The organism is Stenotrophomonas sp. PA-6-5C, from assembly GCF_021605635.1.
Lineage (GTDB): Bacteria > Pseudomonadota > Gammaproteobacteria > Xanthomonadales > Xanthomonadaceae > Stenotrophomonas > Stenotrophomonas lactitubi.
The window spans coordinates 1-11,406 of the sequence record NZ_WKEE01000026.1; the positions used below are offsets into that span (position 1 = coordinate 1).

Below are 11,406 nucleotides of genomic sequence, written 5' to 3' on the forward strand. Positions count from 1 at the left end.
CCCCAGTACCCACTGTGCCCCATTACTCCGGCCCCCTGCTGACCCGCGACAGTGCTGACACCCTGCGCCGTGCCCACGACAAGGGCGCCACCGAATGGCAGGGCTCGCTCGACCTGGGGCGCAGCGAAGCGGCGGTACAACTGGATGCCGAGGGTTTCACCTTCCGTGGCCAGCACTACCCGTGGCCGGGCAAGCTGAAGGACCGCACCCTGTACTACTGGGATGGTGAGGAGTTCTGCTCCATCTCCCGCTTCAGCGGCTCGCTGATCAAGCTGGTGCCGACCGAATGGGGCGCGCCGACTTTCGAGATCGACGGCATCAAGATGCTGCCGACCTCCAAGCTGTCGCCGTTCGAGGACGCGCGCCGCAAGGTCGAGCTGGTCGCCCCCGCAGGCAAGATCATCCTCGATACCTGCGGCGGCCTGGGCTACTTCGCCGCCTGCGCATTGGAGGCTGGTGTCGGCCAGATCCGCTCGTTCGAAAAGAACGCCGACGTGATGTGGCTGCGTACCCTCAACCCGTGGTCGCCCGATCCGGATTCAGCCGCCGCGGGCGGTCGCCTGCACTTCAGCCACGGCGACGTCTCGCAGCAGATCGAACAGGTGGCCAGCAACAGCGTCGACGCGATCCTGCACGACCCGCCGCGCTTCGGCATCGCCGGCGAACTGTACTCGCAGGTGTTCTACGACCACCTCGCCCGCGTCATCCGCAAGGGCGGTCGCCTGTTCCACTACACCGGCGCACCGAACAAGCTGACCAGCGGCCGCGATGTGCCACGTGAAGTGGCCAAGCGCCTGGAAAAGGCAGGCTTCAAGGCCGAGCTGGCGCTGGACGGCGTGCTGGCCGTCAAGCGCTGAGCCTCACTCGCCGTCGACCTTGGCCAGCTTCATCACCCACTTCGGCACTTCCGGCTCGCCGGCGTAGAACTCCTTGGGCTTGTTCTCGGCCATCGCCCAGCGGTGCAGCCAGCTCGGTCCGTAACGACCACTGTAGCCCTCCGCACCGCGTGCATAGGCAGGGTCGCGCACGGCCTCCTGCAGCGACACGAAGCGATAGCCACGACGCTTGGTGGCCGCCACCAGCTCGGCGAACGTCGCCGCGTTGAGTTCGTTGGCATGCATCAGCCACACCTGCGGCACCGCATACCCCAGCAGCGCCAACGACTGCTTCTCGTAGTAATCCACCTTGTTCAGCATGTACGGCACATAGCCCTTGCGCAGGCTCGCCAGGGTCGCTTCGCGCTCGGCTGAATCGGGCTGCTCGTTCATCACGTTGGCATAGGCGAAGGCCCACACCCACTCACCGTTGTCGACCGTCACCGGCGCAACGCGGTAGCCGTGCTGCTTGAAGAACACGTCCATCGCCGCGCGATCTTCCGGCATACGCCCCGCACGCAGATACGGATGACGCATCCACTGTGGCGTCTGCCCGCGTTCGGCCAACAGCGGCCGCAGTACCTGCTCGCCGCGCAGGAAATCCTGCTGGAATGCCGCCACGCCCTTGGCGTTGAGGTCCATATGCGACCAGGTGTGGTTGCCCAGCTCGTAGCCGGCATCCAGCCAGTCACGCAGCATCTGCACGCGCGCCGGCTGCACCTTGCCATCCACTTCCAGCTTGTTCTCGTTGACGAAACCGATCACCGGCACGTCAGCCTGGCGCAGCTGTGCCATCAGTGCGGCATGACGCGCCTGCAGATCCGCCGGCACGATCTCATCCAGGCGCGCCCACGGCAGATCGTCGATGGTCACCGCAATACGCCGATCAATCTCGGCAGCATGGACGGTGAGTGACAACAACAGCAACGGCAACGCACGCAGGAACAGACGCATCGGTACATCCATGTGATGAGGATGCAACGACTGTAACCCGATTGAGTCCTGCCGCCGAGGGTGGACACGGCGTCAGCGCCGGGTCGAGTCAGTCAGCGATGTCCACACCGGGCCTCAGGGCTGGGTCAATCGCGAAGTAATGCGCCACAGCCACAGACCAATCACCATCGCTGCCAGTAACAGTCCACACAGGATGATGGCCAGCGCATCAGGCGCGTGCGGCGGCATCAGGTCCACCCTGGCGAACAGCTGCAGCAACCATTGCCGCATCGAGGACGGCAGCTCATGCCCGTCCGGTGCCAGATCTGTCAGGCACGCAGCAGGTAGTGCAGAGCTGATGCCTTCCCACACATGCTCATACAGCCGCAGCATCGCGCTGGCCAGCAGCAGCGCCGCCGCATGCAGGGCAAGCAGGCCCCATGCGCTGCGGCGTAGCGGCGCATCAACATGGCGCAGCCAGTGTACGCAGACCAGGAGCGTACCCAGCAGAGCAAGCACCAGCGCTGCCATCGGCAACCAGCACAGCGGCTGCCAGTCGTCCAGCGCACCGGCACGCGCCAGCAGGTGCTCGGCCACGTGCAGGCGCGCGCCCGGATCGGTGCCACCACAGGCCAAGGACAGTGGCTCCAGCAGCAGGTCCACGCGGTGATGGAAGTAACCTGCGGCCAGGCCAACCGACAGCAGCGCCAGCACCTGCAGCAGCAACAGCATCAGGCCAGCGCCGAAGAAGCGGCCGAGGCGGGCAGTGAAGGCGGTCATCGGTGTTTCCCCAGCGAGTGACGCGCATGCTAGCCAAGCCAATCGACGCTGTCGGCTGGCAGATGCGACACCATCGCCGGGGATGCGCGATCATGTGCGTTCAATGCAGGAGTGTTGGCGATGCTGGGGTGGTATCTGTTCGTGCGTACCGTGCTGCCGGCACTGCTGGGTGGGGCGGTGGCGATGCTGGGCGCGCGGGTGATCAATCGACGGCTGGCCCGCCTACCGCCACGCGTGATTGCGCTGTCTGACGACAGCCTGCTGCCCAGCCCCGCTGCACAGCGGCGTTATCGTCGCCTGCGGCGCCGCAACCCCGGCCTGGACAGCATCACCCTGCCGCCCAAGGTGCCGCGGAGCTGGATCTGGCTGGCAGCAACAGCTTTCATCGGCACGATAAGCCTGGCCGTCTACCTGACGCCCGACGGCCCGCGCTTCCAGGTGATGGTGGAGAGCTTGGTGGGCTATCCCTCCACCGTCATCGAGGTCCGGGCGCCAGAAGAGCAGCAGCTGCGCCTGCTGGACACCTGCACGCCGGTACTGCTGCAGACTGTCCGTCCCATCACCATGCGCTATCGCAGGACCCGAACCGGCAACCCGGTCGAGGTACATGGCGTGCTGCCGGTGCAGGTGCGTCGCCGAGGCACACTGCTGCAGGTGGCCACGGCGCAGCCGGTAGATGTGGCCGTGCTGCGCGATGCCCTGCGTGCCTGCAGCGCATCGTCCGGCGCTGCACTGACGATGCACGCCCGCATCGTGGCGCCATGGCGGGAATGGGGTTGGCAGCCATGGGTGGGGCGCCGCACCCGGTAGCGCTTCAACCGCGGCAGCTCAACCGCGCGGAAGCTTCGCCGCCCACATGTTGTCCACCAGATTCGGGTAACGGCGCCCGTTCTCTTCCGCCCGCTGTCGCGCCGCCGCCTTCTGCGCCTCCGACAGCGGCTGCGTCTTCTGGCCCTTCGGGTTGGGCTTCTTCCAGGGTGGCGTGCGGGCAGTGGGCATGCGCGGATGATGCCGTATTGGGCATTACTTCTTCAGGAATTCCAGCAGGGCCAGATTGAAGTCATCGGCGTGGCTGGTGTTGCAGCCATGCGGCGCATGCTTCAGCACCACCACCTCGCTGCCGGCGATGGCCGCGTGCGTGCGCTTGCCTGAACCTTCGAACGGAACCGTGGCATCGCTGTCACCGTGCAGCACCAGCGTCGGTACCGTCACCTTTTTCAGGTCCGCACGGAAATCGGTGGTGGCGAACGCCTTCATGCAGCCCAGCGCAGCGGTCTGGTCAGACTGATGGGCGAGCGCGATGGCGGCCTGACGCTCATCCTCGGTAACCATCAGCTTGCCGTCGGCACTGAAGAAGTCACGCGTGAAGCCATCGAAGAACGCTTCCCGATCCTTCTCCAGCCCCTGGCGCATCTCATCGGCCTTTTCCTGGGTCAGCGGCCCGTCCGGGTTGTCCGCACCCTTCAGCAGGTACGGCGGCACGGCCGAAGCGAACACCACGCTGTGCAGGCGATCCTCACCGTGGTTGGTGACGTAGCGCGCCACCTCGCCACCGCCCATCGAGAAGCCGACCAAGGTGACATCGCGCAGGTCGCGCTCATCGATCAGGCCCGCCAGGTCAGCGGCCAACGTGTCGTACTCGTAACCATCGGCGGGCTTTTCCGAGCGACCGAAGCCGCGGCGGTCATAGCTGATCACGCGATAGCCGGCATCGCGCAGCAACGGCACCTGGGCCTTCCATGATTCGGCCGACAACGGCCAGCCGTGAATCAGGATTACCGGACGGCCGGTGCCGCCGGTGTCTTCAATGTGCAGGCGGACGGAGGAGGTAGGCATGGGAGCTCCCGGGGAGAATGAAGACCCCAGCCTAGGCAGTCGCAACGGAGCCGCTCGTGATGGAATCAGCTCAGGCCATGACATCGCGTACACGGTGCCGGGCCGCACAGGTTCACACCCGCCAGCGCGGCATTGGTCGGGCCAAGCCCCCGTTTCGTCAGCGGCGGCTTACGGCGGGACGGCCACCGTGCCAGTCTGCGCCGGTCCTCAACGGAGCCATGCCATGCTGCTCGCCCTGCCCCTGCTCGCCGCCGCAGTCGTCGGCCCCTCCCCCGCCAGCGACATCCTGCGCGAGCAGATCCGCGCAGCCGACACACAGCTGTTTGCCGCGGCGTTCGACACCTGCGATGCCGACAAGGCCGCCGCGATGACCACCGAGGACATGGAGTTCTTCCATGACAAGGATGGAAAGTCCGCCAGCAGTCGCGCCGACTTCCGCCGCAGCGTGGCCAACCTGTGCGACAACGCGCGCAAGGGCGGCTGGCACCTGCGGCGCGAGCTGGTGGAGAGCTCGCTGCAGGTCTTCCCGCTGCAGGACGATCGCGCCCTGGAAATCGGCGACCACCGCTTCCACGAGCGCGGCGCCGATGGTGTCGAACGCTGGACCGGCCAGGCGCGTTTCATCCAGGTCTGGCGCCGGGTGAACGGTCAATGGCAGGCCGAGCGCGTGATCAGCTACGACCACCGCCCAGCAGACAAATGATCGTCAGCGCCGCAGCGCCCGCTGAACCACGCAGGTTGCGGGCGCGCGCAAGCCACATCCGGTGGAGAGTGCCCGCTCCGCGACCGTTGGTCGAGAAAGCGGGCTCCTTCAATCCGACCCGTGTGATTACAGCTGGATCCGCGCCACGCTCTCTTCCGAGCCCTTGGCATCCTTCTCGCCGTTCTTGATGCTCACGTACAGCACGTTGTTCTTCGCATCCAGCGCCAGGCTGTTCGGGTGCGTCGGCACGGCGTAGGTGGCCACCTTCTGGTAGCTGTCGCTGTTGTATGCGGTCACCGTACCGGCTTCGCGGTTGGTGACGTACAGGCGCTTGCGCGGTGCATCCAGCAGGATGCCCAGCGGGCCGGCATCGGTCGGGATGCTGGCCAGTTCCTTGCCGTTGCTGCGGTCGAGCACCAGCACGCGCTGGCCCGGGTGCTTGCTGACCAGCCCGCTGCTCTTGGCCTGGTAACCACGCAGCATTTCCGAGCCCTGGTCGGTCACGAACAGGCGCTTGCCGGCCGGGTCCAGCGCGATGTTCATCGGCTGCTCGGCGGCGATCCTGTGCTGGGCTTCCACCTTGTTGGAGTCGGTGCCCACCACCACCAGATCGGCCAGCAGGTTGCTGGTGTACACGCGCTTGTTGGCAGCATCCAGCGCCAGGCCTGGCGCCTTGGCATTGCCCAGGCCCGGAATGGTGTTGATCACCGTCAGCGTGTTGGTATCGATCACGAACAGCACGCTGCTCACATCGGGCTGGCTGCTGTGGCCGGTGACGTACAGGCGGTTGGCGGCGCTGTCGACCACCAGCTCGCGCAGGTCGTGGGTGTAGGCGGCCTTGCCGTCCTTGCCGGTCTTCTTCTCCATCAGCTGCACGGTGCCGATGGCCTTGTTCTGCGCGGTGTCGACCACGGTCACCGACAGGTCCACGGTGTTGCCCACGTACAGGCGGTTATGGGCGTCATCCAGCACCACGCCGAACGCCTTGCGCTCCAGCGGGATGCGGGTTTCCACAGCCAACGTGGTCGGGTTCAGGCGCAGCACCTGGGCCGGGCCGGCGTTGTCACCGAAGCCACCGGAGGAGGCGACGAACACGGCGTTCTGCTTGGGGCTGTAGGCCAGTTCGTACAGGCCCTGGGCGACGGCCTGGCGCTGCACAGCGGTGGTGGTGCTGGCGGCGGGCGCGTTATCGGCGAACGCGGACGGCGCACCGAGACTGAGCGAAACGGCAAGGGCCAGGGCGGCCGAGCGGAAAAGGGAATTGCGGATCATGCGAGCGTCCTTCAATGGGCACGGTGGGTGTCCTGGCTCGCGGGGCCGTTCTTCGACGGCCCGGCCCTGCATCTGTCTGCGCGGGGTGGGGCTGGCTGGGTAGCGGTGGAATGGTAGCAGGTGGGGCCCGTGGCGTCCGCCTGCGGATGCATGGCGGACGCGCGATCCTGCACGGAGCGCCTAAGCCATGCGCGGGGCGTGCGCCTGGGCCAGCTGCTGCTCTTCCTGATGCCGCTGGGCATCCCGCTGCGGCTGTGCTTGCGCCAACTGCTCGATGCGCTCGAAGGAAGCCACCACCGGCGTCTGCGCGGCAACGTCAGCCGGCAGACTTGCGCGCTGGTGAGCCGGGTCATTGCGGTCGCCCTGCACGATGAAGATGCTCTCCGCCTCATGGCTGCTCTTCGTCAGCCGGCTGAGCAGCACGTGGTCCACGCGGGACAGGTTGTTCTGCTTGGCCAGTACCAGCAGGCTGGCGCTGATGCGCTGGCTGGTGTCGTCGAAGGTGCGTCCATGTGCGGCATCCAGCTCGGCCACCTTCTGGATCAGCTGCGCGAACAGCCGGTGGTCCGGGTGTGAGGGATCCAGCAGCGTGCCCGCCACTTCCATCGGGCTGGGCGGCGGCTCGTGGCTCGGGCGACCGCCTTCACGGTGCAGCTCGGCCTCGCGCTCGGGCATCGGAGGGTGCTGTTCGCCATTCAACTCACTGGCCGGGAACGGCGCAGCAGCGTGGTGCCGGGCGCGGCCAGAAAGAGGGTTACCGTCTAGCGTGTTGCTTGCTCCATGCCTGCTCAGCCTTGTTGGGTACTGCGGTCCTGGCGGGACGATCGCATAGGTGGGTTCGCGGGCAGATGGAGGCGGCCTGGGTGACGGGATTGGCTTGCTGAATGTGTGAACCAGCGAGCAGTAACAGCGCCGACCCTGGGCTCGCCGGTGGAGTAGCTTGAGGTGCAGCCGTATAGTGGCTGAGCCGCTGCAATGGAATTGCTGATGAAAGACGCTTGGACGCACGTGCCTGACTTCGGACCGACTGGTTTTTGCCCTCTCCGTGACAATGCTCATGTCGCTGGACGTCGCATTCAACTTGCATATTTGGCCACCTAGCAGATAGGCAGCCATGAGAAGCTGGACTGAACGAAACCACGCAACACAGCCATCGATCAATAAGGCCTTCCAGGGAAGAACGATGCCTATCCGATTCAAGCCCGTCGAGAACACCGCGTTTGACCCAGAAAGCGGCGTGACCATTTCCTTCCCAAGAATTCTGCCAGCAACTGGGCCTGATGGAAGCGACACTCAGGAATATCAATACATGTTCCGACGTGATCAGCAGCGTGTCGGCGCGACAGGATTCCTCGGCACCGTGCAGGTCGTCGAATGGAATGGAGGTCGCGAAGTGCGCTACACGCTGGAATTGAGTCCGGAGCAGGTGCTTGAGTCCATCCTTAAACTGCAGAAGGTGCTGGGAAACACCGATGACAAATATTCGTTCATCTGCAGTGTTGCGGAAGGGCTGGTGAACGTATTTTCTGGGCAGGCCAGCAATGCGGAGAGTCGCCGCTATCTGGCCATGGTCAGGGTTGATGAATTGCTCCGGCTGGGAATATCACCACCTGAGAGTTCCACGCGATTGCCGAACGACTGGCTCATTCTCGCAGAGCTTCACGTTCCTGCCCGCGATCTTTGAGGTGATGCGTCGTGCCCACCTTCTCGTTTGATGACTTCGCGCTTACGACGTTGAATCCTGCAAAAAACGTGGGGGATGGCAGTCTGCTATCCGACCAACAGAAGGCAGTGGTTGTTGAGTACCTGAAATCGCCGGGCTCTGGACCCGACGCGCTCACCAGCTACGAGGACTTTCTCAGGCAGAGGATCGCCGCTTATCCATCGGAGCTTCCACCAGGAATCGACTACCTGGCGTTCTCAGGCGAAGACGGATCCGGCGTCACCAATTTCCTGAATGCAACCGCGTATGCGGAAGAGGTGGACTACAGAGCTGGAATCATTGGGGATACGCCATGGGGCAAGTACATTGAGGATGTGGGCAATCGCCCCTCTCAGCATCCAGACTTCCTGGCGATCACGGACAAATTTGAGCACTTCATGAAGGCCCAAGGCTTCGAGCCAAGGGGCGACTACAAAGGTGCACTCCAGGACATCATGTGGAACGCCGGCAGTCCCCGGTTCTTCGAGAGCGCCATCTCCACAGGCAAGCCGCTTGTCGCCTTCGTTGACGGGGCCCCCGCCAACCGCGGGTTCAGCAACTTCGAACTGCCCACCGCGCTCGAGCACCCCCAACTCCGTATCAACGGCTACCCCGTAAGCACCTTCGGTGCCGACCCGCTCACCTTCGTGAGCCGGTCTGCCGCCGAGTACCAATCCCTCGAGCGCACTCTGGCCCAGCACGCCACCACCAACACTGGTCAAGCGGTCGACGTGGCCCAGGTACGCCTGCACCTGAAGCCCATCGATGGCTATGACGCCGTAGGCAAAACGCTCTTCGAAAAGCCGCTGCATGATTTCAGCGCACTGAGCCTCCACGAGATGTCGGCCACCCGCGCGGACTGGATCTCTGCTCGTTCTTCGCTGAGTACAGGGCCGCGCCTCTTCGCTGATCTTCCCGAGCCGCCGCCGCATTCGCCGCTGCAGCCCGGCGCGCCGCGGGGACCTCCGGACGTAGCCGCAGCCAAGGCTGTACCTCATGGTGTAAACCCTGGCATGAAGGCACTCGGCATGGCCGGCGTCGCCCTCATGGCGCATGACTTCGCCACCTCCGGCCACAAATGGGTGGAGCTGAACTCGCAAGGCAACACCGCAGGTGCAGATTCCACCTCGGCGCATTTCGTCGGCCGCAACCTTGGTGGCGCGCTGGGCGGCTTTGCAGCAGGTGCAGGCATTGGCCTCGTATCCGGCTCGTGGACTGGCCCCGTCGCTGTCGTCGCTGGCATGGGCGGCGGCGTGCTTGGCGCCCACCTGGGTGAGAAGTGGGCCGAGAAGAGGGACATCGACCGCGTCTACATCCAGCAGGATCCATTGCAGCGTACCTGGACGCGCAACCCGGCAGATCCGGATGGTCGCTGGCTGCGCAACGCCGAGCAACAGCAAGTGCAGAGCGCTGATCTGGGCACGGGCGTGGAGGTGCGGCCAGTGCAGACGGCACAGGGTGAGGATGTCACCTTCCGCGCCGATTATGTGGCCACGGGCACGCTGGAGCGCCAATTGAACTGGCAGGCGGCGCGCGCCTCCTACGAGCTCGGCCTGGCCAACCTGCCGCCGCCGCGGGATCCCTATCGACTGAGTGCCAATGGCGTGAACGAGCCGCCACCCAGCGCCTTCGAGACCGGCAGGGCGTTCGTCCGCGACACCACCTCCCGGCAATGGGAGCTGGAGATCAAGGAAGTCGTAGACGGACGCACGCCCATCACACGACGCGAGCCTGTTCCGCCGGAACGCGAACCAGCCTTGGATGAGCAGTCGCGCACCGTCATCGCGCAGAATGCGGCCAACACCAAGGCGGCGGTGGCCGCGCGCTACATGGTGGCCCACGAGCAGGGTCGCTGGAGTGATTTCGGCGACGCCCAGAACCCGTCCATTCCACAGGCAGTCCGCGGTGCGCAGGACAGCGCCGATACCCTGCGCGCAAGTGACGGTCGTAGCTACAGCCGCCAGGCGAATGGCCAGTGGCTGCACGAAGGCGTGGTCTACAACAGCCAGGCCAATCGCAACCTCAGCGATGAGCTGGAGATCACTTGGCAGAGCCAGAACGCCGGTATTGCGGACATGGGCAGGATGGCCGACCAGATAAAGGCCACCGTACACGTCGGGCCTGAGGGCGTGCGCGGACAGGTGGAATCGCTGTACGCGAAGCATGGCATCCGGCGCACTGAGGAGCAGCTTGCCGCCACCACCGCCGCGGTTGAGCAGAATCTTGTCGCCGTTGGAAAACAGGCCGACGTCACGCTGGAGCTGATGCCCGACCCACGCACGCACGCGCCCAGCCCGGATAGCGCCATTGCCTCCTTCGGCACTGCCGCGGGCAACCGCATGGTGTTGACCTCCACCACCACCGTCGATGACATGGCGAGGATGCAATCGGTTCATCGGTCGCCGTCCCCTCCCCTGCAGAAGGTGGAAGGGCAGCAACGCGAACAACCGACCGTTCCCGCCGTGGCACAGGAGCAGGAACACCCCGCCCGTGCGGTGCACGACCACGCCCGCAAGGCCATGGATGGTTCCATGGCCGGCGGCGGCCCGCAAATGCCGGGTCACCCTGACCACCCGCTCTACGAGCAGATACGCGACGGTGTTGCAGCATTGGATGCCACGCACGGGCGCAGCTTCGATGCGATCAGCGAACGGATGAGCGCCAGCCTGCTGGTGCTGGCCAAGCACAGCGATCTGTCACGCGTGGACCACGTGCTGCTGAGCAACGCGACTGCGCAGAACCCTGCGGGGCATACGGTGTTTCTGGTGCAGGGCGAACTGAATGACCCCTCGCATCTGCATGCCTCGATGACAACAGCGCAGGCTGTGCAGACGCCTGTCGAGCAATCGCTGCAACAATACGAAAGCGTGAGCCAGGAAGCGCAACAGCGTGCGTTGAGCCGCCAGCTTGAGCAGCAGTCGCAGGAGGAGCGGACGCAGCAGGAAGTAAGGGAACGAACGGCGAGTATGGGGTGATAGTCACCAATACCGTTTCAAGGGCAACCAGGGGCAACACATACCAAGTACTTTCTACCCAGATGCAACGTCGGAAGTCGAGTTGCAGAACGCGGACATGGTCAGCCTTGTCCGACTGCAAGCTGGTGGTCCATCACCTGCAGAGTATTAGTACGTGTTCCGGCGCAACGACGAGCGCGTTGGTGTCGCGGGGGTGAGCGCGGAGGGCTGGATTGGTACATCAGAGAAGAGGGGCGGTGGGAGGACATTTACTCACTCGACTTCACATATCCGCAGTCATTGAGATGCTTGCTCGAAGAGAAGTCAGCCCTGGGCAGCACCGAGGACGAT

Annotated in this window: 11 protein-coding genes; 5 read left to right on the plus strand and 6 right to left on the minus strand. The window is 64.8% G+C overall.

Annotation, left to right across the window (positions count from 1 at the left end; genetic code table 11):
- Positions 1-14: 14 nt before the first annotated feature.
- On the plus strand, positions 15-857 hold the full coding sequence (locus GIW57_RS12490) for an MnmC family methyltransferase (RefSeq protein WP_099821413.1): 843 nt from the start codon (positions 15-17) through the stop codon (positions 855-857).
- A gap of 3 nt (positions 858-860) precedes the next feature.
- Here GIW57_RS12490 and GIW57_RS12495 read toward each other — a convergent pair whose 3' ends face one another.
- On the minus strand, positions 861-1,829 hold the full coding sequence (locus GIW57_RS12495; protein ID WP_236511181.1) for a polysaccharide deacetylase family protein: 969 nt from the start codon (positions 1,827-1,829) through the stop codon (positions 861-863).
- 114 nt (positions 1,830-1,943) lie between these two features.
- Complete coding sequence (locus tag GIW57_RS12500; RefSeq protein ID WP_236511184.1) at positions 1,944-2,588, minus strand: hypothetical protein; 645 nt, start codon at positions 2,586-2,588, stop codon at positions 1,944-1,946.
- A 120-nt stretch (positions 2,589-2,708) separates the two neighbouring features.
- Here GIW57_RS12500 and GIW57_RS12505 point away from each other — a divergent pair, with 120 nt between their 5' ends.
- Entirely contained in the window at positions 2,709-3,398 is a 690-nt protein-coding gene (locus GIW57_RS12505; RefSeq protein WP_236511186.1) for a hypothetical protein, read from the plus strand.
- 18 nt (positions 3,399-3,416) lie between these two features.
- Here GIW57_RS12505 and GIW57_RS12510 read toward each other — a convergent pair whose 3' ends face one another.
- Positions 3,417-3,587, minus strand: coding sequence for a hypothetical protein (locus tag GIW57_RS12510; RefSeq protein WP_202908203.1), 171 nt, complete (start codon positions 3,585-3,587; stop codon positions 3,417-3,419).
- Positions 3,588-3,611: 24 nt separating this feature from the next.
- Positions 3,612-4,424, minus strand: a complete 813-nt coding sequence (locus tag GIW57_RS12515) for an alpha/beta hydrolase (RefSeq protein WP_236511189.1) — start codon at positions 4,422-4,424, stop codon at positions 3,612-3,614.
- Between the two features lie 223 nt (positions 4,425-4,647).
- On the opposite strand from GIW57_RS12515, the gene GIW57_RS12520 reads away from it, so the two are divergent.
- Positions 4,648-5,127 carry a nuclear transport factor 2 family protein gene (locus GIW57_RS12520; protein WP_236511192.1) on the plus strand — a complete coding sequence of 160 codons (480 nt, stop codon included), beginning with the start codon at positions 4,648-4,650 and terminating at the stop codon, positions 5,125-5,127.
- A gap of 126 nt (positions 5,128-5,253) precedes the next feature.
- Here the strand turns inward: GIW57_RS12520 and GIW57_RS12525 are convergent, their stop codons facing one another.
- Together GIW57_RS12525 and GIW57_RS12530 are read right to left on the minus strand one after the other, a co-directional pair.
- The gene (locus GIW57_RS12525) at positions 5,254-6,399 is read right to left on the minus strand and encodes a YncE family protein (protein ID WP_236511194.1); all 1,146 of its coding nucleotides are present in this window, start codon (positions 6,397-6,399) and stop codon (positions 5,254-5,256) included.
- 180 nt (positions 6,400-6,579) lie between these two features.
- Complete coding sequence (locus tag GIW57_RS12530; protein ID WP_236511197.1) at positions 6,580-7,074, minus strand: XVIPCD domain-containing protein; 495 nt, start codon at positions 7,072-7,074, stop codon at positions 6,580-6,582.
- Positions 7,075-7,582: 508 nt separating this feature from the next.
- Here GIW57_RS12530 and GIW57_RS12535 point away from each other — a divergent pair.
- Positions 7,583-8,083, plus strand: a complete 501-nt coding sequence (locus GIW57_RS12535; protein ID WP_236511199.1) for a hypothetical protein — start codon at positions 7,583-7,585, stop codon at positions 8,081-8,083.
- Between the two features lie 11 nt (positions 8,084-8,094).
- Complete coding sequence (locus tag GIW57_RS12540) at positions 8,095-11,076, plus strand: XVIPCD domain-containing protein (protein WP_236511202.1); 2,982 nt, start codon at positions 8,095-8,097, stop codon at positions 11,074-11,076.
- Positions 11,077-11,406 lie beyond the last annotated feature (330 nt).